We start from the raw sequence: 21,743 nt of genomic DNA, 5'->3' as shown, positions 1-21,743 counted from the left end.
ATCCCTGCCGAGAGGGCGGCGTTTTGCAATACGCCATACGGTTACCTAGCGGAAATTTCCCTTCGGGAGTACGCTCTTAGCCATTCGATAACAGAATGGGGGAGAGTGAAATGGTCCGAATTTCTCTGGGCGCCGTCGCCTGTGCGGCTCTGCTTGTGGGCTGTGCGCCCAAGCCGGAGCCTGCGCCTGTCACCGTGGAACCGGTCTATACCGGCAAATATGGCGGTCCCGTCGCAAGCGGCAGCAGTTGCCGACCGACCGGACGGCTCGTCGACTCGCAATACCCGGCTTCCGTGCCCGACTGTCCGCTGCAATGCGGACCGTTCGAGACGGCGGTGGCAGCGACAACGCAGCGACCGGCGCAATGCGTCCCCGAGCAGCGCGGTGGCTCGAGCGAGCGCCAGCCGACGCCTAGCAGGGACCCGACCGGCGGGAACCAGACCCCAACGGGTCAATAATGAAGGCGTAACGCAGAAACTCAGCGCGCGCCGTCCCAGCAACTTCAAAGCGGAGGGCGCGTCATGCTGAAGCATCGCGGTTTCCCGTCGCGGCTACCCTCGACGGATTATCAATTCACCATTCGCCGGGCCAACAAGAAGGGCGCGACGAAGATCATTCGGCGTGAACGCTACGCCGATCGCGGCCATGCCGATCGCAAGGCCGATGCGGGCTTCATGGCCGCGCTCTGGGCGCATTTCGGCGAAGAGCCGTTCGAGCGCGGCAATCTCGATGCGGGCCGGTTGAGCTGGCTCTTCGGGCGCGAAGTCGTGCCTGCCGAGGACCCGTTCGACCCCGAAAGCTACGAGGCGCTTCTCAAGATCGACGTGAAACGCGCGGAAGCCTCCTTCCCGGAGGTCTTCGCCGATCCCGACGCCTTCACCTTCGACGATGACGAGGATGAGGATTGGGCATGATTTCGCTGATGTCCTGCGCGAAATGGCGGCATGCCGCCGAATCTCGGAATTGCAGGGATTTCGCCTTTGCAATCCGCGATATGCGCAGTCACATTGAGGGGGCAAGCCGTACTGTCCCCAACACCCGCGGCTTGTGTAATATCCCTACCCCTTCCCTATTCCTGCGGCCTGATCTTATGGTCGGGCCGCAGTTTTTTCCTTCGGAAGGTCAAGGGGCTGCCTGCAGAGATGTGAAGGGCAGTGGCGATAGCTCGCCGATGGGGTCGGACCTCGCGTTTTCGCCGTTGGCTTTTCACGGGGCCGCGATAAACTCGCGTCCAATCATAACCGCTATTGGAGGCAGTTTCCCATGCGCAAAACCCCGATCCTTCTTCTCCTTGCCGGTCTCGCCCTCGCAGGCTGCATGCAAACCGACGGTCAGCGCGCCCTCGCCGGTGCGGCCGGCGGCGCAATCATCGCAGACGCGACCGACAACAACGCGCTCACCGGTGCGGCTCTCGGCGCGCTCGCGGGCACCTATTGCGACGACGCCGGCGTCTGCCAGCGCTCCTACTAAGCACATCCGCGCGGCTCTGTCCGCGCCCGATCGCTATCCGACCGCCATCGGGGCTGCTCGCCCCGGTGGCGGTTTTTCTTTTGTCTCACATCATGAACACGACACGCGGGGCGGGGGGATGCCCCTCCCGCACCGGAAGGGAAGGGCCTGACATGTTCAAGAAAATCCTGATCGCCAACCGTGGCGAGATCGCCTGCCGCGTCATCAAGTCGGCGCAGAAGATGGGGATCAAGACGGTCGCCGTCTATTCCGATGCCGATGCGCAGGCGCTGCATGTCCAGATGGCCGACGAGGCGGTGCATATCGGTCCGCCGCCCGCGAACCAATCCTATATCGTGATCGACAAGATCATGGATGCGATCCGCCAGACCGGCGCCGAGGCGGTTCACCCGGGCTACGGCTTCCTGTCGGAGAACAAGAAATTCGCCGAGGCGCTGGAAAAAGAGGGCGTCGCCTTCATCGGCCCGCCCTCGGGCGCGATCGAGGCGATGGGCGACAAGATCACCTCGAAGAAGCTCGCGAAAGAGGCCGGCGTGTCGACCGTGCCCGGTTACATGGGGCTGATCGCGGATGCCGATGAGGCGGTGAAGATCTCCGACGAGATCGGCTACCCGGTGATGATCAAGGCCTCCGCTGGCGGCGGCGGTAAAGGCATGCGCATCGCGTGGAACGCCGAAGAAGCGCGCGAGGGCTTCCAGTCGTCGAAGAACGAGGCCGCGAACAGCTTCGGCGACGATCGCATCTTCATCGAGAAATTCGTCACCCAGCCGCGCCACATCGAGATTCAGGTGCTCGCCGACAAGCACGGCAACTGCGTTTATCTGAACGAGCGTGAATGCTCGATCCAGCGCCGCAACCAGAAAGTCATCGAAGAGGCGCCGTCGCCTTTCCTCGACCCCGAGACCCGCAAGGCGATGGGCGAGCAGGCCGTCGCCCTGTCGAAAGCGGTGGATTACTGCAGCGCGGGCACGGTGGAATTCATCGTCGATGGCGAGAAGAACTTCTACTTCCTCGAGATGAACACCCGTCTTCAGGTGGAACACCCGGTCACCGAACTGATCACCGGCATCGACCTCGTCGAGCAGATGATCCGCGTGGCCGACGGTGAGAAGCTTCCGATGAAGCAGGAAGATATCGGCATCAACGGCTGGGCGATCGAGAGCCGCCTCTATGCCGAAGATCCTTACCGCAACTTCCTGCCCTCGATCGGTCGTCTGACCCGCTACCGTCCGCCGGTGGAAGGCAAGACCGCGTCGGGCGGCATCGTGCGCAACGATACCGGGGTCTTCGAGGGCGGCGAGATTTCGATGTTCTACGACCCGATGATTGCCAAGCTCTGCACCTGGGGCGAGACCCGCGACGCGGCCATCGAAGAGATGCGCCTCGCGCTCGACAAGTTCGAGGTGGAAGGCATCGGTCACAACCTGCCGTTCTGCGCCGCGGTGATGGATCACGAGCGCTTCACCTCCGGCAACATCACCACCGCCTTCATCGAAGAGGAATATCCCGAGGGGTTCGCGGGCGTCACGCTCGACGAGGGGATGCTGCGCAAGGTCGCGGCGGCCACGGCGGCGATGGAGCGCGTGGCCGAGATTCGGCGCACGAAGATCTCAGGCACGCTCGGCAACCACGAGCGCAAGGTCGGCGTGGATTGGGCGGTCTCGCTGCAGGATGAGGATTTCAAGCTGAAGGTGAATGCGGATCGCAACGGCTCCACCATCGTCTTCGAGGATGGCGAAGAGATGCGCGTCGAGAGCGACTGGACCCCGGGCGACCCGCTGGCCGAGCTGACCGTGAACGGTGCGCCCCTGGTCCTCAAGGTCGGCAAGATCCCGATGGGCTTCCGCATCCGGGTGCGTGGTGCCGATCTGAAGGTCCATGTCCGCACGCCGCGCCAGTTCGAGCTTGCGCAGCTGATGCCGGTGAAACTGCCGCCGGATACGTCGAAATTCCTGCTCTGCCCGATGCCGGGTCTCGTTGTGAAGATCTCGGTCGAGGAAGGCGCGGAAGTGCAGGAGGGTCAGCCGCTGGCCACTGTCGAGGCGATGAAGATGGAGAACATTCTGCGCGCCGAGAAGAAGGGCATCGTGAAGAAGATCAACGCCGAGGCGGGCGCGAGCCTTGCCGTCGACGACATCATCATGGAGTTCGAATAAGTGACGCCCGCGCCGTGGCATAGGGAGGCCGGGCGACCGGCTCACCCCGCCACGGCGGGGCACGATCTATTGGCGCGCGGTGGTGTGCGGGGATGTGGTCAGAAACCGCGCTCTTCGCGGATCTCGTCGCGCCGGATCGGCATCTTGTCGATCGAGCGGATGATCTCGCGCGCATCCCACGGGGCGGGCTTGCGCAGGTTCACCGTGCCGTCCTTCGCGATGATGACGAGGGAGAACCCGCGCGGGCGCAGCTTGCGCCGCACGTCGCTCGCCGGATCGGGCGTGGTGTCGGTGATGACGACGACGTCGCGTTGGGCCAGTTCCGACCAATGCTCTTCGAGGTACCGGATCTGTTCCTTGAAGGCCGGGTCGAGGGGGCTGTCGGCGAAGACCACGATGGGCCGCTTCTGCCAGACGAGTGCATCCAGATCCGCGTCCGCCCCATCGACCGGCGCGAAGGGGGGCGTGACCTCGGGCTCTGCCACGGCAAGATTGACGGTGCTGTCCTGGGCTGCGACCGCGAAAGGCGTCAGCGCAAGAAATGCAGCGAGTCCAAGGGATAATAGACGGGTCATGGGCTCCTCTCTCGTTCCAGATATATGCGCGGCGGACCTCTCGCACCATGGCGCGCGCTACGAATTTTCGCGAAATGCGGCCTTTAAGCGCGCCGCTATGAACAGCGGTGCCGACTGGCGCCGGGGGGCGGGGCGTGCGGCGGGGTGCCGCTTGGGCCTGCTGTCGTGGGAAGCGGATATGCGAAACGCCGACGCACCGGAGGCGGGCGAGGCGCGCCGGATGCCTTTCGATAGGGTGCCGTGCGCGGATGGACACCCGCGATCTGGGACATATGACCGGGCTGCGCCACGCGCCGCCAGGACTGAATTTCGTGGAAATGACGGCCGAAGATGCGGGGAAGACACCCGCCGCGGCGACAGTGGAAGAAGGATTTGGCCATGACGGACAAGAAAGAGGACTGGCGCAAGCTCGCCGAGAAGGAACTGCGTGGCAGGCCGTTCGAGGACCTGACCTGGAACACGCTCGAAGGGATCGCGGTCAAGCCGCTTTACACCGAAGAGGACGTGGAGGGGCTCGACCATCTGGGCACCATGCCGGGCCTGTCGCCCTTCACGCGCGGACCGCGCGCCACGATGTATGCGGGCCGTCCGTGGACGATCCGGCAATATGCGGGCTTCTCGACCGCCGAGGAGTCGAACGCCTTCTATCGCAAGGCGCTCGCTGCCGGGCAGCAAGGCGTGTCGGTGGCCTTCGACCTGGCGACCCACCGTGGCTATGACAGCGATCACCCGCGCGTCGAGGGCGATGTCGGCAAGGCGGGTGTCGCGATCGATAGCGTCGAGGACATGAAGATCCTGTTCGACGGCATCCCGCTCGATCAGATTTCGGTCTCGATGACGATGAACGGCGCGGTGATCCCGATCCTCGCCAACTTCATCGTCACCGGCGAAGAGCAGGGCCATGACCGCAGCGTTCTGTCGGGCACGATCCAGAACGACATCCTCAAGGAGTTCATGGTCCGCAACACCTACATCTATCCGCCCGAGCCCTCGATGCGGATCATCGCGGATATCATCGAATACACCTCGAACGAGATGCCGCGGTTCAACTCGATCTCGATCTCGGGCTACCACATGCAGGAGGCCGGCGCGAACCTCGTGCAGGAGCTGGCCTACACGCTGGCCGACGGGCGCGAATATGTTCGCACGGCGATCAAGGCGGGGATGGATGTCGACAAGTTCGCAGGCCGTCTGAGCTTCTTCTTCGCGATCGGGATGAACTTCTTCATGGAGGCCGCCAAGCTGCGCGCAGCACGCCTGCTGTGGAGCCGGATCATGGAAGAGTTCGAGCCGAAGAAGCCGCAAAGCTCGATGCTGCGCACGCACTGCCAGACTTCGGGCGTCTCGCTGGCGGAGCAGGATCCCTATAACAACGTGATCCGCACGGCGTACGAGGCGATGTCGGCAGCGCTGGGCGGCACGCAGTCGCTGCACACCAATGCGCTCGACGAGGCAATTGCGCTGCCCACCGAGTTCTCGGCCCGGATCGCGCGCAACACGCAGCTGATCCTGCAGGAAGAAACGGGGATCACCAATGTGGTCGATCCGCTGGCGGGCTCCTACTACGTCGAGAGCCTCACGGCGGAACTGGCCGAGAAGGCCTGGGAGCTGATCGAGGAAGTCGAGGAGATGGGCGGCATGACGAAGGCCGTGGCCTCGGGCATGCCCAAGCTGCGCATCGAGGAAACGGCCGCCCGGCGTCAGGCGCTGATCGACCGGGGCGAGGATGTCGTGGTCGGTGTGAACAAGTATCGCCGCGAGACCGAGGATGAGCTGGATATCCTCGACATCGACAACGCGAAAGTGCGCGACAACCAGATCGCGCGGCTCGAGAAGATGCGCGCAAGCCGCGACGAGGCAGCCTGCGAGGCGGCGCTGGCCGAGCTGACGCGCCGCGCCTCTGAAGGTGGCAACCTGCTCGAAGCGGCGGTGGAAGCTGCACGCGCCCGGGCCTCTGTGGGAGAGATTTCAATGGCGATGGAAAAGGTGTTCGGACGTCACCGCGCCGAGGTGAAGACGCTCGCAGGTGTCTATGGTGCGGCCTATGACGGCGACGAGGGCTTCGCGCAGATCCAGAAGGACGTTGAGGCCTTCGCCGAGGAAGAGGGCCGCCGCCCGCGGATGCTGGTGGTGAAGATGGGTCAGGACGGCCACGACCGCGGCGCCAAGGTGATCGCGACGGCCTTTGCCGATATCGGCTTCGACGTCGATGTGGGCCCACTGTTCCAGACGCCGGAAGAAGCCGCGCAGGATGCGATCGACAACGATGTCCACGTGGTCGGGATTTCGTCGCAGGCGGCGGGTCACAAGACCCTCGCGCCGAAGCTGATCGCGGCGCTGAAAGAGAAGGGCGCCGAGGATATCATCGTGATCTGCGGCGGCGTGATCCCGCAGCAGGATTACGACTTTCTCAAGAAGGCGGGCGTGAAGGCGATCTTCGGGCCGGGGACCAATATCCCGCTGGCCGCGCGCGAAATTCTCGACATCGTGCGGCAGGCGCGGGCCTGAGAGCGAGGGGGCTCTGCCCCCGCGCTGACGCGCCCCCCGGGATATTTGGTCAAGCCCGAACTTCGACCTTGATCGGTCTTAAGCGGCGCGCGGGGGAACTCTGCGCGCCGCCGTTCATTCAAAATATTACAACGATTTAATCACAGGCCGGATTTGCGCGGGTGCATTTCCGCCGCAGCGCGGCTAAACTTGAACCATGGACAGGCCCATTTCTCTCTGGTCGCGCATCGCGCAAGCACTCTCCGCTCTCGGGCGGGGCGAGGCGTTGTCGACCGTTTTCGACAATCTGCGCCAGCCGCCGGAGCGTTCTGTCGCCTTCACCATCGCGGTGATCGCACTCGGTGCGAAGATGGCAAAGGCGGATGGGCAGGTGACGCGCGACGAGGTCGCGGCGTTCCGGCGCATCTTCCAGATCCCGCCGGAAGAGGAAGCCAATGCTGCGCGCGTCTTCAACATGGCGCGCACCGATGTGGCGGGTTTCGACGCCTATGCCCGCAAGATCGCCAACATGTTTGGTCCCGGCGCGGACGTGCTGAAAGACGTGCTCGAAGGGCTGTTCTTCATCGCGCTGGCCGATGGCGATTACCATGAGGGCGAGGATGCCTTCCTGCTGGAAGTCGCGCGGATCTTCGGGCTGGAGGAATGCTGTTTCCGTGCGATGCGCTCCGCCTTCGTGGAGGATGCCGATCCCGATCCGTGGTCGGTGCTCGAGGTCGAACCGGGCACGCCGCTTCCCGAAGTACGCAAGGTCTGGCGCAACAAGGTGCGCGAGGCCCATCCCGACCGGGCGATTGCGCGCGGCCTGCCGGAAGAGGCGGTGCAGCTGTCGCAGGCGCGGGTGATCGCGCTCAACAAGGCCTGGGAGGAAATCCGCGCCAGCCATGCGGACGCCTGATGCGGATCGCCACTTGGAATATCGAGTGGTTCAACAGTCTTTTCGACCGTAACGGGGCGCTACTCGACGATGATCAGTGGTCGGCGCGCTACAATGTGACGCGCAGCCAGCAGACCGGGGCGATCGCGATAGTGATGAGCGCGCTGGAGGCCGATGTGCTTCTGGTGGTCGAGGCGCCCGACGACAACCACCGCCACAAGACGGTCGATATGCTCGAAGCCTTTGCGGAGCGCTTCGGGTTGCGTCAGCGGCGCGCGCTTCTTGGCTTTTCCAACGACACGCAGCAGGAACTGGCGTTGCTCTACGACCCCGATGTCGTGACGGCGCGGCATGATCCGCAAAGCTCGGAGGCGTGGCCGCGTTTCGACGGCAGTCTCCGGATCGACCTCGATATCGATGCGCGGATGGATACGGTCACCTTTTCCAAGCCGCCCCTGGAAGTCGTTCTGGGGACGCGGTCCGGGGAGGTGATGCGGATGATCGGCGTGCATGTGAAGTCGAAAGCTCCGCATGGCGCGACGAGCCTGGAGACAGCGACCCGCATGGCGATCGAGAACCGGCGCAAGCAGCTGGCACAGTCGATCTGGATCCGGGGGCGCGTGGAGGAGCATCTGGCGGCGGGCGACAGCCTGATCGTGCTCGGCGATTTCAACGACGGTCCGGGGCTCGACGAGTACGAGAAGCTGTTCGGGCGCTCGGGCGTCGAGATCGTCGCGGGCGAGGGTGGGCCCGACGCGGTGCGCCTCCGCGACCCGCATGCGCGGCTGTCGAAAGCCCATCATACGGCCGCCGCGCCCAGTTCCGCGCGGTTCTATCTCGTGGATCAGAAGCAGTATTTCTCGGCCATGCTGGATTACGTGATGCTCTCACCCGATCTGGCGGCGCGGGCGACGGCGTGGAGAATCTGGCACCCGTTCGACGATCCGCATATCTACCGCGTGCCCGAGCTGCGCGAGGCGCTGTTGCAGGCCTCCGATCATTTTCCCGTCTCGGTCGATATCGACTGAGCGAGGGGCGTGATTTTCGTCCCGCTTCCGCGTAGGATCGGAGCCATGAAACAGCCGCTCGTCATCGCTCTCTCGTTCGCCCTTCTGGCCACGCCCGTCTCCGCGCAGGATGAGGGGGGCGACGCTGGCGGCGATGTCGATCGCGGATTCTCCTTATTGCAGGAAGGGGCGCAGACGCTGTTTCGCGGGCTGATGGGAGAGATGAAGCCGCAGCTCGACGAGATGCAGGAAGGCTTGGGGGAGGCCGCGACCCAGTTGGGGCCGAAGCTGCGCCAGTTCCTCGCGCTGGTCGACGATATGGCGAATTACGGCGCGCCCGAGCGGCTGCCCAATGGCGATATCATCATGCGGCGCGACCCGGATGCACCGCCGCCGCCGCCCCTGATGACCGAGCCACCGGAGGATGCGCCGCAAAAAGACGACCCGGAGAAAGGTGGGCCGATCGAGATCCCGGAGGGCGGGATCGAGCTTTAATCCGTGATGATCGGATCGGCCTTCAGCGCGCCCGCGAGCGAGCGGAAGCGCGACTCGGCGACCTCGCCCATGAGCGCCTTGCCGCGCTTGGTCAGCTTCAGCTCCAAAACGCCCTTCTTGGCGGAATATTTCAACTCGCCCGCATCGGCGGGGCTGTGGGTCGCGAACATCGCGCCGAAGCGCATCGCCTTGCCCAGAACTTCCGCCTCCTGGATCTGCTCTTCGGTCAGCAGCGGCAGGAACGGCTCCAGCCGCGAGCCGTTGCGCGAGTTCTTGTAGCGGTGCAGGAGCGCCACGCCGAGCCAGATCCGCTCGGGGTGGGACATGGCCGAATAGTTCGCGCGGGTGACGTTCTCGAAACAGGCCTCGGCGCGGTAATCGGGATGGGTGCGCCACGTCGTGTCATGCAGCAGGCAGGCCGCGCGCACGAGGCGGAATTTCTCGGGCGGGAGCGGCCCGAAGATCGGCTCGATGAAGGCGTGGAGCTTCTTGCCGAAGCCGGGCATCCGGCTCATCACGCGCTCGGTATGGCGCGCGGCCTCCACCAGCGGATCGCGGCGGCGCAGGCGTTCGGGCATCTGCTCGTAAAGCAGCCCTTCGCGGATCCCGTAGGCGGAGACGTCGATCTCCTTGGGCTGGAAGGTCGCGATCAACTCGCGCAGCACCTGGCTCGCGAGCGGGACCAGTTCCATCCGCGCGGCGGAGGTGCCGGTATTGGCGCGCAGCTTCTCGAGGTCGGACTTGCCGATCCAGTCGATCGTCTCGCCCAGCTCGTCGGGCTTCATCCGGTATTCGTGCATCACCAGCAGCGGATAGTCGCGCCGTTCCATGTCGAGACGCGCGATGGCGCGCCACGAGCCGCCGACGAGGTAGATGCGTTCATGCTCGGTCCCGACCTTCTCGGCCAACTCCTGCATCGTCGCCTGAATATGCGCGGTGATGGCCTTCTTGCCGCCCGCGATCTGCTGCAGGCGGAAGGGGCCGAGCTGCGAGGTGGCACGGCGCCAGACCTTGCCGCCGCGAATCTCGGCCAATTCCATCGAGTTGCCACCGATATCGCAGACGAGGCCTTCGGCCTCGGGCCAGCCAAGTAGCACCCCTTGCGCGGAAAGGCGCGCCTCTTCGAGCCCGTCGACGATATGGACCTTGAGGCCGGTCTCTTTCTCGATCTTGCGGTGAAACTCAGGGCCGTCCTCGGCGTCGCGCATCGCGGCGGTCGCGACGCAGGTGAGCGGGCCGATCTCCATCCCTTCGGCGAGCGCGGCAAAGCGTTTGAGCGCGATCAGGCCGCGCTCGCGCCCCTCGGGGTTCAGCTGGCCAGTCTCTGCGAGACCTTGACCGAGACCCGCCATGACCTTCTCGTTGAAGAAATAGGCCGGGCTGCGCGCCGCCCCGTCGAACACCACCATCCGGATCGAGTTCGAGCCGATATCGACGACGCCGACGCGCGAGAGCGCGCGCACGGACGGATCGTCGAAGAGAGGTTGGCCGAACGGGTCCCAATCGTCGCTGTCATCGAGTGCCGGCGCCGCTTTGTCTTTGCTCATGTGCCCGTCCGTTCGAGTCGTTCGACCCCAAAGCTAGGGCTAGTCGAAGCTATGGGCAAGTTCGGGAACATCGCTTGCCCCAGCGGAACCGCGGCCCGAGAGCGAGGGGTATTCCATGAAGAACCGGTGGCAGGAGAACAGGTCCTCGCGGTCGTCGGGCAGGTGGCGGATGAACTTGCCGTCGGGCTGCAAAATCCAGCTTTGCGCCTCGTCGGCCATGTTCGCCGCCATGATCTGGCTGACGATCTGCGCCTTCACCGTGGGGTTCTTGGCCTCGACCAGCGTCTCCACCCGGCGGTTGAGGTTGCGCCCCATCCAGTCGGCGGAGGAGAAGAACACGCGCGCGTCGTTCGACGGCAGGGCATGGCCATTACCGAAGCACACGATGCGCGAGTGTTCGAGGAACCGCCCGACGATGGATTTCACGCGGATATTCTCGGACAGGCCCTTGATGCCGGGACGGATGCCGCAGATGCCGCGGATCACGAGAGAGATTTTCACCCCCGCCTGCGAGGCCTTGTAGAGCGCGTCGATCACGTCGGATTCGATCAGCGAATTCATCTTCGCCCAGATCGCGGCGGGTTTTCCCGCCTTGGCGTGTTCGATCTCGCGGTCGATCAACTGCAGCAGGCGCGGCTTCAGCGTGATTGGCGAGATCGCGATGTTTTCGAGACCCTCGGGCTGCACATAGCCCGAGAGGTAGTTGAAGACCTTGGTCGCATCGCGCCCGAGCGCGGCATCGCAGGTAAAGAAGCTCAAATCGGTGTAAATCTTCGCCGTGATCGGGTGGTAGTTGCCGGTGCCGTAATGCGTATAGGTCACGAGATGGTCGCCCTCGCGGCGCACCACGGTCGAGATCTTGGCGTGGGTCTTGTAGTTGATGAACCCGTAGACGACATGGGCGCCTGCGCGCTCCAGCCGCCGCGACTGGCGGATATTGGCGGCCTCGTCGAACCGGGCCTTCAACTCCACGAGCGCGGTCACGGATTTGCCATTCTCCGCCGCCTCGCAGAGCGACGACACGACGGGGCTGTCTTTCGACGTCCGATAGAGCGTCTGCTTGATCGCCAGCACGTTCGGGTCGTTCGCCGCCTGATCGATGAAGCGCACCACCAGATCGAAGGTCTCGTAGGGATGGTGCAGAAGGATATCCTTCTGCTTGATCGCGGCGAACATGTCGCCCTCGTGGTCCTGCACGCGTTCGGGCACGCGCGGCATGAAGGGCGGCCAGAGCAGATCGGGGCGCTCGCCGAGGATCAGTTCCTTCACATCGGCGATGCCCACTAGGCCCTTTTCCTCGACCACCTCTTCGGGATCGACATGCAACTCGCGCATTACCAGCGCCTGCAGGTCTTCCGGCGCGCCCGGCGAGACCGACATGCGGATGACCTGACCGCGGCGGCGGCGCTTCAGCGCGGTCTCGAACTCGCGCACGAGGTCTTCGGCCTCGTCCTCGACTTCCAGATCGCTGTCGCGCAGCACCCGGAACGAGCACGAGCCCACATCCTTGTAGCCCGGGAAGAGCGAGCTCAGATGCAGCATCAGAAGCTGCTCGAGCGGCAGGAACCGCGCCTCGCCCGGCAGGCGCACGAAGCGGTCGATCTGGGCCGGGATCGGCAGCAGCGCCTGCAACCGGCGCTGGTCGCTTTCGCGCTCCAGTTCCAGCGCGAGGCAGAAGCCGGTATTCGGGATGAAAGGGAAAGGGTGGGCCGGGTCGATCGCCAGCGGCGAGAGCACCGGGAAGACGTTGTTGAGGAAGTGATCCGACAGGAAGTCGAGATCACGCTTGGTCAGACGCGAGCGGGTGACGACATGGATGCCCTCATGATCCATCTCGCGCTTGAGCGCTGACCACGTCGCCTGCTGCGTGTCCATCAACCGCCGCGCGTTGGCGTTGATCTTCTCCAGCTGCTCGGCGGGGGTGAGCCCGTCATCGGAGGGGTTCACGTTGCTCTCGCGCACAAGCTCCATCAGGCCCGCGACCCGCACGGTGTAGAATTCGTCGAGGTTGGTGGCCGAGATCGAAAGGAAACGCACGCGCTCCAGCAGCGGCACGCGCGGGTTGCGCGCCTCTTCCAGAACCCGCCAGTTGAACGCCAGCCAGCTCAGTTCCCGGTTGAAGAAACGACCGGGGCCGCTGATCTCCGCCTCGGGCAGCGTGATCGGCGTGGGGAAGGGGGTCTTGAGGAAATCTGCTTGGGTCATGGCGCGCTTATCGTTGGATTTTGTAATGGCTCCATGACAGTTTGCGCGGCTCAATCGAGACTGTCCAGAACCTCGGCGGCTAGTCTTTGCGTGATCGCGCGGCGCTGTGCGAGTGCCTGCCGATCGAGCGCCGCGACCAGTTTGCGCGCGGTCGCGAGAGAGCGGTCCATCCGCGTCACCAGCCAGCCGATCAGGTTCGGCGGCACGGTCAGTTGCCGGTCGGAGAACAGCTTCACCAGGACGGCCGCCAGCAGCGCGTCATCGGGCGGCGTGATGCGCACCGTCGCCGTCGCTTCCATCCGGCTGATCAGGTCGGGCAGGCTCAATCCCCAGTCGCGGGGCGGTGTGCGCGCGGTCAGAAGAAGCCGCCCGCCTTCGGCCTGCATCAGGTTGTGCAGGTGAAAGAGCGCGCGTTGCCCCGCCTCGTCGGCGCCGAGCGTTTCGGCCCGTTCGATCGCGGCGGCGCCCTTGGCGACGAGCGCGGGGGCCATATCTTCGGTGAGATTGCGGGCGGGCAGAATCTCCGCGCCCTGTTCGTCGGCCCAGATCGTCGCGAGATGCGTCTTGCCCGCGCCCTCCGGCCCGATCAGGATCATCCGGCCCAGCGGCCATGTTTCGGGCGCGTCGAGGGTCGTCACGGCCAGCGCATTGGCTGGGGAGATGAAGAAGTCTTCACGCCCCTGCGCGGAACGCAGGTGAAGCGGGAAGGTCAACTGCTCGGCCATTCTCAGTTCTCGTGTTCGGTCGTCTCGGTCGCGCCCGTCACTTCTCCGGTCTCCTCGTTGATCAGGGAGATCGGCGGATGGGCTGTTGGCTCGCGCTCCGTTTGCCCTCGGTAAAGCGCCCCTTGCAGATATTGGTCGATGAAGAAGCGCGCAACCACTCCGATCACCGCAGCGACGGGAACGGCGACCAACATGCCCACAAAACCGAACAAAGTGCCGAAAGCGGACAGCGCGAAGATCAGCCAGAGCGGATGCAGCCCGACCGAATCGCCCACGAGTTTGGGAGTGACGAAATTGCCTTCGAGAAACTGGCCGAGCACGAAGATGCCCGCCACGATGCCGATATTGAACCACTCGCCCCAGAACTGGAACAGCGCGAGGCCGATAGCGAGCGTTCCGCCGATGATCGCGCCGATATAGGGGATGAAGGTCAGCGCGCCGGCGACCGATCCCACCAGCAGCCCGAAATCGAGCCCCGCCGCCATCAGCGCGATCGCGTAGAAACCGCCGAGCACGAGGCAGACCGTGACCTGGCCGCGCACGAAGCCCGAAAGCACCCGGTCGATGTCGCGCGCGATGGTGCGGATCGTCTGGACGTGATCGCGCGGCAGCCAGCCATCGATCTTGGCCACCATCCGGTCCCAGTCGAGCAGCATGTAGAAGGCCACGACCGGCACCACGACGATGAAGACGACGACGTTGACCAGCGTCATCGCCGAACTCAGCAGAGTCGCCGCCAGCTCGCCGCCCCGCGCCTTGATTGCGCCGCCGAGGCTGTTGAGCGTGTCGTTCACGACCGAGTTCTGCAGGAGGTTGGGGAACCGCTCGTTCAGGAAGGCCTGCAACGACGACAGAAGATCGGGCGCCAGCGCAACCAGCTGCGCCAGCTGACGCGCCAGCATCGGCACCACGGCCAGTGCAAGGATCACGAAGATCAGCACCGTCACCAGCCCGATGATCGCGGTGGAGGCCGCGCGGCTCAGGCCAAGTTTCTCCAGCCGGTCGGCCAGCGGGTCGAGGAAATAAGCGATCGCGCCGCCCATGATGAACGGCAGGATGACATTTCCCAGCCACCACAGCGACAGGACCAGCACCAAGGCGGCGACGGACCAATAGGTGACTTGCTGGCGGGCAGGCAGGGCCATGCGTGGTCCTTCTCGGCGGTGCGTTCGCTCTAACGTGGCGAAATGCGGTGGGAAATCAAGACTTGGGCGCGCGTGCCCCTTCCTCTTGGCGGAAATATCCCGGGGGAGGCGCGGATGCGCCAGGGGCGGAGCCCCTCATATGCGACACCCGCGTCCGACGCCACCATCTTGCCCAACGCCCCCGTTTCCTCTAGGCCAAACGCAACGTCTGACACCAACCCTCGAAGGACCGCTCATGCGCCTGTCCCGCTATTTTCTTCCCGTTCTCAAGGAAACCCCCGCCGAGGCGCAGATCGCCTCGCATCGGCTGATGCTGCGTGCGGGTATGATCAAGCAGCAGCAGGCCGGGATCTATTCCTGGCTGCCGATGGGCTTCAAGGTGCTGCGCCGGATCGAGCAGATCGTGCACGAAGAGCAGGCGCGCGCCGGCCACCTCGCGATCCAGATGCCGACGCTGCAATCGGCCGATCTGTGGCGCGAGTCGGGCCGTTATGACGGCTATGGCGAAGAGATGCTGCGGATCACCGACCGGCAGGGCCGCGATATGCTTTACTCGCCCACGGCCGAGGAGATGGTGACCGACATCTTCCGCGCCCATGTCTCTAGCTACAAGCAGCTGCCGCTGACGCTCTATCAGATCCAGTGGAAATTCCGCGACGAGATCCGCCCGCGCTTCGGCGTGATGCGCGGCCGCGAATTCCTGATGAAGGACGGCTACAACTTCGATCTGTCGAAGGAAGACGCGCTGCACGCCTATAACCGCCACCTCGTCAGCTACCTGCGCACCTATGAGCGCATGGGCCTGCAGGCGATCCCGATGCGCGCCGATAGCGGCCCGATCGGCGGCGATTACACCCATGAATTCCTCGTGCTGGCCGAAACGGGCGAGTCGGAGGTGTTCTACGACAGCGAGATCACCGATCTGACCTTCGGCGACCGCGAAATCGATTATGACGACGTGGCGCAGTGCCAGGGCGTGCTGGAGGAATTCACCTCGCGCTATGCCCGCACCGACGAGACCCATGACGAGGCGGTCTTCAACGAGGTCCCCGAAGAGCGTCGCCGCGTCGCGCGCGGGATCGAGGTCGGCCAGATCTTCTATTTTGGCACGCAATATTCCGAGGCATTGGGCGCAACCGTTCAGACCCCGGATGGCGCGAAGGTGCCGGTCCATATGGGCTCGCACGGGATCGGCGTGAGCCGTCTCGTCGGCGCGCTGATCGAGGCGAACCACGACGACAAGGGCATCATCTGGCCCGAGGGTGTGACGCCGTTCCATGTTGGCATCGTCAACCTCAAGCAGGGCGATGTCAGCTGCGACAGCGCCTGCGAGGCGCTCTACCGCGCGTTCCTCGACCACGGGCTCGACCCGCTCTATGACGACCGCGAAGAGCGCGCGGGCGCGAAATTCGCCACCATGGACCTGATCGGCCTGCCGTGGCGCATTACCGTCGGTCCGCGCGGGATCGCGGCCAACAAGGTTGAACTGACTTGCCGCCGCACCGGCGAGAGCGAGGAGATGCCGGCTGAAGAGGCGGTCGAGAAGATCGCGGGCATCTATGAAGGGCTTTGATCTGATCCTTGCCGCCAGCGCGGTCGCGGCGGGCTTGCTCGCCGGACCCGCTTTGGCCGAAGGCACGGGGCAGGGCGCCGGCCAAGGTCTCGTGCCGTGGTCGAGCGATGCGCTCGGTATTTCGGCCAGGGTGCCGAAGGGCTGGACGTCGGACGAGATGCCGGGCGGCGGCATCCTGTTCTCCGCGCCCGATATCGACCCGCACAAGACCGCCCATGTCGCGCTGCGTGCCCATGCCGATGCGGGCGCGGACCTTACGGCCGCGCATGAACAACTCCTGCACACGATCCTGCTCGATGGCGATACGGTGCTGTCGGACGAGATGACCGAAGACGGGTTTGCGATCCGCTCCAAGGACGTGTTCGGCAAGGTGACGCTGCGCAAGACGCAGCGGCTCAAGTGCGCGGGCGAGGCGGTGCTTGCCTCGGTGCAGACCGATTACCCCGCCGATCTGGCCGAGGCGATGGCACCGCTTCTGGCGGATGTGCCCGGCACGCTGGGCTGCAAATAGGAGGCTCTGCCCCCGCCCGTCCCGGGTGCCCCCGGGATATTTCGACCAAGCCGAAGAGGCGCGCTCTCGCCGCTATGACCGGGCGCAGGCTTGACCTTTCGACCCCGCCGCGCCAGCTTGCGCCGAATTTTCGTGGATGGAGCCGATGGCCGCACGCACTGCCCCGTTTTCCCGTTTCGAGTTCATGATCGCATGGCGCTACCTGCGCGCGCGCCGCGCCGAAGGTGGCGTCTCGGTCATGACATGGATTTCCCTGATCGGCATCGCGCTTGGCGTGGCCGCCCTGATCGCGACCTTGGCCGTGCGCGCGGGCTTTCGCGCCGAGTTCGTCTCGACCATCGTCGGTTCGAATCCGCAGATCACCGTCTATTCCGCACCGATGGAAGTGGCGGAGGGCTCGGGCGTCTATTCCAAGCTGATCCGCGACTATGCCGAGCGCACCGATCGGATCAAGGCGATCCCGGGCGTGGTGAGCGCCGCGCCGGCGGTGCGCGGTCAGGCGATGGTCAGCTTCGGCGATCGTTCCAACGTGGCGGATGTCTACGGTCTGGCGCTGTCGGATCTGAAGAACATCCCCAATATCGCGCATTCCGAAGATGCGCAGGGCGATATCGACAATTACGGTGAAGGCATCGCGATCGGCATCGGCATGGCGCGCGATCTGGGCGTGACGGTGGGCGACACGGTCAAGGTGATTTCGCCCAATGGGGCGAAGACCCCGTCGGGCACAAGCCCGCGCGTGAACGCCTACAAGGTCTCCTATGTTTTCTCGGCCGGGCGTTACGACATCGACCAGACGCGGCTTTATATGCCCTTCAAGGAGGCGCAGAGCTTCTTCAACCGCGAGGGCGGGGTCGATGAGATCGACGTGGACGTGGCCGATCCCGAGCGCATCGCCGAATGGGAGCCCGCGATCATGGATGCGAGCGGCAAGGGCACGCTTTTGTGGACATGGAAGGACGCATCGTCGAGCTTCCTGCGCGCGCTGACGGTCGAAGACAACGTAATGTTCATCATCCTCTCGATCCTCGTGTTGATCGCGTCGATGAACATCACATCGGGACTGATCATGTTGGTGAAGAACAAGGGCCGCGACATCGGCATCCTGCGCACGATGGGGCTTAGCGAGGGGTCGATCCTGCGGGTCTTCTTCCTTTGCGGCGCGTTCACCGGGGTGATCGGGACGCTCGCGGGGCTGGCGATCGGGGTGCTGTTCTCGGTGAATATCGACCACGTCATGGGCTTCGTAAACTGGCTCAATGGCGGCGATGCATGGGATCCGTCGATCCGCGGCATCTACCATCTGCCCGCGAAATTGCAGCCCTGGGACGTGACCAAGGCGGTGACGCTGTCGCTGGCGCTGAGCTTCATCGTGACCATCTTCCCGGCGCGCCGTGCCGCGCGCATGAACCCGGTGGAGGCGCTGCGCTATGAATGACGTGCTGATCTGCGAACAGTTGGAAAAGTGCTACAACCGGGGCAAGCCGAACGAGATCACGGTGCTCAAAGGTCTGGATCTGACCATTCCGAAAGGGCAGGTCGTGGCGCTGGTCGCGCCTTCGGGGGCGGGCAAGTCGACGCTTCTGCATATCGCGGGGCTGCTGGACACGCCCGATTCCGGTCGGGTGCTGATCGATGGCGAGGATCTGACCGGCGCGCGCGACGGCAAACGCACGGCGGCGCGGCGCGAGAAGCTGGGCTTCGTCTACCAGTTTCACCACCTGCTTCCGGAGTTCTCGGCGGTGGAGAATATCGTGCTGCCGCAGCTGGCCAATGGCGTCAGCCGCAAGGCCGCGGAAGAGCGGGCGAAGGACCTCTTGAGCCGCGTCGGTATGGCGGGCCGGATGGATCACCGCCCCTCGGCGCTATCGGGTGGCGAGCAGCAACGTGTGGCGTTCTGCAGGGCGCTCGCGAACGGGCCGAGCCTGTTGCTGGCCGACGAGCCTACGGGCAACCTCGACCCGACCACCTCGGACACGGTGTTCGACGTCCTGATGGGGCTGGTGCGCGAGACGGGCCTGTCCGCGCTGATCGCGACGCATAACATGGAGCTCGCCGCCAAGATGGACCGCGTGTTGCACCTGGAGAACGGCGCGCTGGAGGAGGGGATATGATCGTTTATGGGATTTCGACCTGCGACACAGTGCGCAAGGCGCACAAGGCCTTGGAAGCGGCCGGGCGCGACGTGGAGTTCCGCGATGTGCGGGCAGAGCCTTTGACGGCGGCTGAGGTCGCAGAATTCGAAAGCGCGTTCGGCGACAAGATCGTCAACCGTGCATCGACGACGTGGCGCAATCTGCCCGAGAGTGAGCGCGAAAAGCCTGTCGCCGTTCTGCTGGGCGAACATCCCGCGCTGATGAAGCGCCCGGTGATCCGCGAGGGCGACAAGCTGACGCTGGGCTGGGCGAAGGCCACACAGGCCGAATGGCTCTGACTGCGCCCTTGCGCGCTTAACGCTGACATAAGAAAAACGGCGCGCACCCCGTGATGCGCGCCGTTCCAAATCCTTGCCGTCCGATCGCCCGATCAGAGCAGGACCAGATCCGATGCCGAGGAGCGGCCGTCGCGACCCGACTGCAGCTCATATTGGATCTTCTGATTGTCATCGAGCCCCTTGAGACCCGCACGTTCGACAGCAGAGATGTGCACGAACACGTCCTTGCCGCCTTCGTCAGGCGCGATGAAGCCATAACCCTTGGTGGAATTGAACCATTTCACGGTGCCAGTGGCCATTACCGTCTTCTCCTTCGTAGTCTCCCGGCGCGATATTGCGTCCGGGCCGTGCAGCCAGTCTCTTTCGGGTCTTCCGGCTGCCTTTTTCAGAAGCGAGGCGGTAGGAAAGTCTGTAACACACGCGTATTCAAGTCTCTCCGAGAATTGCGAAAATGCAATGACATTCCATGAGGGGCGTAAGCCCCTCACAGGTCTGTGAAAATTCGAGATAGGCCGTTGAATTGGCGATTATTCGCGCAAATCGGGCGGCGTCGATTCGGTGATCAGCTGTGCCACGATCTCGTCGATCGCCACCGTGGAGGTGCGGGTATCGCCGAGCTTGCGGACCGAAACCGTGCGCTCCTCGACCTCTTTCATCCCGATCGCGAAGATATAGGGAACCTTGCCGAGCGAGTGCTCGCGGACCTTGTAGTTGATCTTCTCGTTGCGGGTGTCGGCCTCGGCGCGGATACCGGCGGCGCGCAGCTTCGAGGTCACTTCCAGCACGTAATCGTCGGCGTCGGATACGATCGACGCGACGACCACCTGACGCGGCGCGAGCCAGAGCGGCATCTTGCCGGCGAAGTTCTCGATCAGCATGCCGATGAAACGCTCGAACGAGCCCAGCACCGCGCGGTGCAGCATCACGGGGCGGTGGCGCTCGCCATCCGAGCCCACGAATTCCGCATCCAGCCGCTCGGGCAGGTTGGTGTCGACCTGCAGCGTGCCGCATTGCCAGTCGCGCCCGATCGCGTCGGTCAGCACGAATTCCAGTTTCGGACCGTAGAAGGCGCCTTCGCCTTCGAAGATCTCGTAGTCGTAACCGGCGGCCTTACAGGCGTTGCCGAGCGCGGCTTCGGTGTAATCCCAGCTCTCATCGCTGCCGATGCGCTTCTCGGGGCGCGTCGACAGCTTGATGCGCCAGTCGGTGAAGCCGAGATCGTCGTAGATCCCCGAGAGGAACTTGATGAATTTCTCGGTTTCCGCCTCGATCTGATCTTCGGTGCAGAAAATATGTGCGTCATCCTGCGTGAAACCGCGCACGCGCATGATGCCGTGCAGCGCGCCGGACGGTTCGTAGCGCGCGCAGGAGCCGAACTCGGCCATGCGCAGCGGCAGGTCGCGATAGGATTTGACGCCCTGATTGAAAATCTGGACGTGGCACGGGCAGTTCATCGGCTTGAGCGCGTTGACCGTCTTTTCGCGTGCATGATCCTCGTCGACTTCGACGATGAACATGTTCTCCTGATAGTTCTCCCAGTGGCCCGAGGCTTCCCAGAGCCTGCGGTTCACCACCTGCGGCGTGTTCACCTCGACATAGCCGTCATCGCGCTGCTTGCGGCGCATATAGTCCTGCAGCGCGGTGTAGATCGTCCAGCCGTTCGGGTGCCAGAAGATCTGGCCCGGTGCCTCTTCCTGCATGTGGAACAGGTCCATCTCGCGGCCGAGCTTGCGGTGGTCGCGCTTGGCGGCCTCCTCCATCATCGTGACCCAGGCGTTTAGGTCCTTTTTGGTCTTGAAGGCCACACCGTAGATGCGCTGCAGCATCGGGCGGCTCGAGTCACCCAGCCAATAGGCGCCGGCCACATGGGTCAGCTTGAACGCATCCGCCGGAACCTGACCTGTATGCTGCAGGTGCGGACCACGGCAGAGATCCTGCCAGTTGCCGTGCCAATACATCCGGATGTCCTCGCCTTGCGGAATCCGGTTGATCAGTTCGACCTTGTAGGGTTCGTTCGTCGCCAGATAATGGTCGATCGCGTGTTTGCGGCTCCAGACCTCGGTCTTGATGGCGTCGCGCGCGTTGATGATCTCGCGCATCTTCTTTTCGATCGCGCCGAGGTCTTCGGGGGTGAAGGGCTCTTCGCGGTCGAAATCGTAGAACCAGCCATTGTCGCGGACCGGGCCGATCGTGACCTTCACACCGGGATAGAGCTCCTGCACGGCACGGGCCATGATATGGGCGAGGTCGTGGCGGATCAGCTCCAGCGCGGGGCCGTCATCCTGCATCGTGTTGATGGCGATCTGCGCGTCTTCCTGGATCGGCCATTGCAGGTCCCAATGCGCGCCATTGACCTGTGCGGAGATCGCTTTCTTCGCCAGCGAAGGTGCGATGGAGGCGGCCACTTCGGCCGGCGTCACGCCTGCGTCGTAGTCGCGCGAATTGCCATCGGGAAAGGTGAGGGAGATCTGGGACATGTCGTCCTCCTCGTCGGTTTGGCGCCCACGGAACGCCCGGT

Annotated in this window: 20 protein-coding genes; 13 read left to right on the top strand and 7 right to left on the bottom strand. The window is 64.2% G+C overall.

From position 1 onward, the window contains the following. Nucleotides 1-110 precede the first annotated feature (110 nt). The 4 genes from B6V72_RS19010 (at nt 111) to B6V72_RS13475 (ending at nt 3,626) form a co-directional block, all read left to right on the top strand. Nucleotides 111-458 (top strand): hypothetical protein, encoded by a 348-nt coding sequence (locus B6V72_RS19010; protein ID WP_141104929.1) that lies wholly within the window; start codon nt 111-113, stop codon nt 456-458. A 63-nt stretch (nt 459-521) separates the two neighbouring features. Then, the gene (locus B6V72_RS13485) at nt 522-914 is read left to right on the top strand and encodes a hypothetical protein (protein ID WP_075775531.1); all 393 of its coding nucleotides are present in this window, start codon (nt 522-524) and stop codon (nt 912-914) included. A gap of 349 nt (nt 915-1,263) precedes the next feature. Continuing rightward, nucleotides 1,264-1,470 carry a hypothetical protein gene (locus tag B6V72_RS13480; protein WP_075775530.1) on the top strand — a complete coding sequence of 69 codons (207 nt, stop codon included), beginning with the start codon at nt 1,264-1,266 and terminating at the stop codon, nt 1,468-1,470. A 152-nt stretch (nt 1,471-1,622) separates the two neighbouring features. Next, nucleotides 1,623-3,626 (top strand): acetyl/propionyl/methylcrotonyl-CoA carboxylase subunit alpha, encoded by a 2,004-nt coding sequence (locus B6V72_RS13475; protein WP_088720265.1) that lies wholly within the window; start codon nt 1,623-1,625, stop codon nt 3,624-3,626. A 98-nt stretch (nt 3,627-3,724) separates the two neighbouring features. Here B6V72_RS13475 and B6V72_RS13470 read toward each other — a convergent pair whose 3' ends face one another. Next, the gene (locus B6V72_RS13470) at nt 3,725-4,201 is read right to left on the bottom strand and encodes a DUF4174 domain-containing protein (protein WP_075775528.1); all 477 of its coding nucleotides are present in this window, start codon (nt 4,199-4,201) and stop codon (nt 3,725-3,727) included. Nucleotides 4,202-4,579: 378 nt separating this feature from the next. On the opposite strand from B6V72_RS13470, the gene scpA reads away from it, so the two are divergent. The 4 genes from scpA (at nt 4,580) to B6V72_RS13450 (ending at nt 9,085) form a co-directional block, all read left to right on the top strand. Continuing rightward, nucleotides 4,580-6,709, top strand: coding sequence for a methylmalonyl-CoA mutase (gene scpA, locus B6V72_RS13465; RefSeq protein WP_075775527.1), 2,130 nt, complete (start codon nt 4,580-4,582; stop codon nt 6,707-6,709). Between the two features lie 208 nt (nt 6,710-6,917). Continuing rightward, nucleotides 6,918-7,604, top strand: a complete 687-nt coding sequence (locus B6V72_RS13460) for a TerB family tellurite resistance protein (protein WP_075775730.1) — start codon at nt 6,918-6,920, stop codon at nt 7,602-7,604. Beyond that, entirely contained in the window at nt 7,604-8,611 is a 1,008-nt protein-coding gene (locus B6V72_RS13455) for an endonuclease/exonuclease/phosphatase family protein (RefSeq protein WP_075775526.1), read from the top strand. The genes B6V72_RS13460 and B6V72_RS13455 overlap by 1 nt, the downstream gene beginning before the upstream one ends. A 45-nt stretch (nt 8,612-8,656) precedes the next feature. Next, entirely contained in the window at nt 8,657-9,085 is a 429-nt protein-coding gene (locus tag B6V72_RS13450; RefSeq protein WP_088735794.1) for an AAA+ family ATPase, read from the top strand. Here the strand turns inward: B6V72_RS13450 and B6V72_RS13445 are convergent. The 4 genes from B6V72_RS13445 to B6V72_RS13430 are packed head-to-tail and all read right to left on the bottom strand — an operon-like array spanning nt 9,082 to nt 14,707. Further along, the gene (locus tag B6V72_RS13445; protein WP_075775524.1) at nt 9,082-10,632 is read right to left on the bottom strand and encodes a Ppx/GppA family phosphatase; all 1,551 of its coding nucleotides are present in this window, start codon (nt 10,630-10,632) and stop codon (nt 9,082-9,084) included. The two genes, B6V72_RS13450 and B6V72_RS13445, sit on opposite strands and share 4 nt — an antisense overlap. A 39-nt stretch (nt 10,633-10,671) precedes the next feature. Then, nucleotides 10,672-12,837, bottom strand: a complete 2,166-nt coding sequence (locus B6V72_RS13440) for an RNA degradosome polyphosphate kinase (protein ID WP_075775523.1) — start codon at nt 12,835-12,837, stop codon at nt 10,672-10,674. Nucleotides 12,838-12,887: 50 nt separating this feature from the next. After that, the gene (locus B6V72_RS13435; protein WP_088735793.1) at nt 12,888-13,562 is read right to left on the bottom strand and encodes a DnaA/Hda family protein; all 675 of its coding nucleotides are present in this window, start codon (nt 13,560-13,562) and stop codon (nt 12,888-12,890) included. Nucleotides 13,563-13,564: 2 nt separating this feature from the next. Beyond that, nucleotides 13,565-14,707, bottom strand: coding sequence for an AI-2E family transporter (locus B6V72_RS13430; RefSeq protein ID WP_088723596.1), 1,143 nt, complete (start codon nt 14,705-14,707; stop codon nt 13,565-13,567). A 235-nt stretch (nt 14,708-14,942) separates the two neighbouring features. Between B6V72_RS13430 and proS the strand changes: the two genes are divergently transcribed. From proS to B6V72_RS13405, 5 genes are all read left to right on the top strand, one after another. Beyond that, nucleotides 14,943-16,280, top strand: a complete 1,338-nt coding sequence (proS, locus tag B6V72_RS13425; protein WP_088735792.1) for a proline--tRNA ligase — start codon at nt 14,943-14,945, stop codon at nt 16,278-16,280. Next, nucleotides 16,267-16,791 (top strand): hypothetical protein, encoded by a 525-nt coding sequence (locus B6V72_RS13420; RefSeq protein WP_088735791.1) that lies wholly within the window; start codon nt 16,267-16,269, stop codon nt 16,789-16,791. Before proS ends, B6V72_RS13420 begins: the two co-directional genes overlap by 14 nt. Before the next feature lie 145 nt (nt 16,792-16,936). After that, the gene (locus B6V72_RS13415; protein ID WP_088720312.1) at nt 16,937-18,229 is read left to right on the top strand and encodes a lipoprotein-releasing ABC transporter permease subunit; all 1,293 of its coding nucleotides are present in this window, start codon (nt 16,937-16,939) and stop codon (nt 18,227-18,229) included. Beyond that, on the top strand, nt 18,222-18,905 hold the full coding sequence (locus tag B6V72_RS13410) for an ABC transporter ATP-binding protein (RefSeq protein ID WP_075775518.1): 684 nt from the start codon (nt 18,222-18,224) through the stop codon (nt 18,903-18,905). Before B6V72_RS13415 ends, B6V72_RS13410 begins: the two co-directional genes overlap by 8 nt. Continuing rightward, complete coding sequence (locus B6V72_RS13405; RefSeq protein ID WP_088735790.1) at nt 18,902-19,225, top strand: ArsC/Spx/MgsR family protein; 324 nt, start codon at nt 18,902-18,904, stop codon at nt 19,223-19,225. The genes B6V72_RS13410 and B6V72_RS13405 overlap by 4 nt, the downstream gene beginning before the upstream one ends. A gap of 92 nt (nt 19,226-19,317) precedes the next feature. Here B6V72_RS13405 and B6V72_RS13400 read toward each other — a convergent pair whose 3' ends face one another. Then, nucleotides 19,318-19,524 carry a cold-shock protein gene (locus tag B6V72_RS13400; RefSeq protein WP_075775516.1) on the bottom strand — a complete coding sequence of 69 codons (207 nt, stop codon included), beginning with the start codon at nt 19,522-19,524 and terminating at the stop codon, nt 19,318-19,320. Nucleotides 19,525-19,752: 228 nt separating this feature from the next. After that, nucleotides 19,753-21,702 (bottom strand): threonine--tRNA ligase, encoded by a 1,950-nt coding sequence (gene thrS, locus B6V72_RS13395; RefSeq protein ID WP_075775515.1) that lies wholly within the window; start codon nt 21,700-21,702, stop codon nt 19,753-19,755. Nucleotides 21,703-21,743 lie beyond the last annotated feature (41 nt).

Origin of the sequence: Thioclava sp. F34-6, from assembly GCF_002213235.1 — a bacterium.
Lineage (GTDB): Bacteria > Pseudomonadota > Alphaproteobacteria > Rhodobacterales > Rhodobacteraceae > Thioclava > Thioclava nitratireducens.
Note: the sequence above shows the minus strand (reverse complement) of the source record. Positions and strands in the feature narration are given on the sequence as shown.

Coding starts and splice junctions, on each gene's coding strand:
- B6V72_RS19010 (WP_141104929.1), top strand. CDS start 111: ATGGTCCGAATTTCTCTGGGCGCCGTCGCCTGTGCGGCTCTGCTTGTG.
- B6V72_RS13485 (WP_075775531.1), top strand. CDS start 522: ATGCTGAAGCATCGCGGTTTCCCGTCGCGGCTACCCTCGACGGATTAT.
- B6V72_RS13480 (WP_075775530.1), top strand. CDS start 1,264: ATGCGCAAAACCCCGATCCTTCTTCTCCTTGCCGGTCTCGCCCTCGCA.
- B6V72_RS13475 (WP_088720265.1), top strand. CDS start 1,623: ATGTTCAAGAAAATCCTGATCGCCAACCGTGGCGAGATCGCCTGCCGC.
- B6V72_RS13470 (WP_075775528.1), bottom strand. CDS start 4,201: ATGACCCGTCTATTATCCCTTGGACTCGCTGCATTTCTTGCGCTGACG.
- scpA (WP_075775527.1), top strand. CDS start 4,580: ATGACGGACAAGAAAGAGGACTGGCGCAAGCTCGCCGAGAAGGAACTG.
- B6V72_RS13455 (WP_075775526.1), top strand. CDS start 7,604: ATGCGGATCGCCACTTGGAATATCGAGTGGTTCAACAGTCTTTTCGAC.
- B6V72_RS13450 (WP_088735794.1), top strand. CDS start 8,657: ATGAAACAGCCGCTCGTCATCGCTCTCTCGTTCGCCCTTCTGGCCACG.
- B6V72_RS13445 (WP_075775524.1), bottom strand. CDS start 10,632: ATGAGCAAAGACAAAGCGGCGCCGGCACTCGATGACAGCGACGATTGG.
- B6V72_RS13440 (WP_075775523.1), bottom strand. CDS start 12,837: ATGACCCAAGCAGATTTCCTCAAGACCCCCTTCCCCACGCCGATCACG.
- B6V72_RS13435 (WP_088735793.1), bottom strand. CDS start 13,562: ATGGCCGAGCAGTTGACCTTCCCGCTTCACCTGCGTTCCGCGCAGGGG.
- B6V72_RS13430 (WP_088723596.1), bottom strand. CDS start 14,707: ATGGCCCTGCCTGCCCGCCAGCAAGTCACCTATTGGTCCGTCGCCGCC.
- proS (WP_088735792.1), top strand. CDS start 14,943: ATGCGCCTGTCCCGCTATTTTCTTCCCGTTCTCAAGGAAACCCCCGCC.
- B6V72_RS13420 (WP_088735791.1), top strand. CDS start 16,267: ATGAAGGGCTTTGATCTGATCCTTGCCGCCAGCGCGGTCGCGGCGGGC.
- B6V72_RS13415 (WP_088720312.1), top strand. CDS start 16,937: ATGGCCGCACGCACTGCCCCGTTTTCCCGTTTCGAGTTCATGATCGCA.
- B6V72_RS13410 (WP_075775518.1), top strand. CDS start 18,222: ATGAATGACGTGCTGATCTGCGAACAGTTGGAAAAGTGCTACAACCGG.
- B6V72_RS13405 (WP_088735790.1), top strand. CDS start 18,902: ATGATCGTTTATGGGATTTCGACCTGCGACACAGTGCGCAAGGCGCAC.
- B6V72_RS13400 (WP_075775516.1), bottom strand. CDS start 19,524: ATGGCCACTGGCACCGTGAAATGGTTCAATTCCACCAAGGGTTATGGC.
- thrS (WP_075775515.1), bottom strand. CDS start 21,702: ATGTCCCAGATCTCCCTCACCTTTCCCGATGGCAATTCGCGCGACTAC.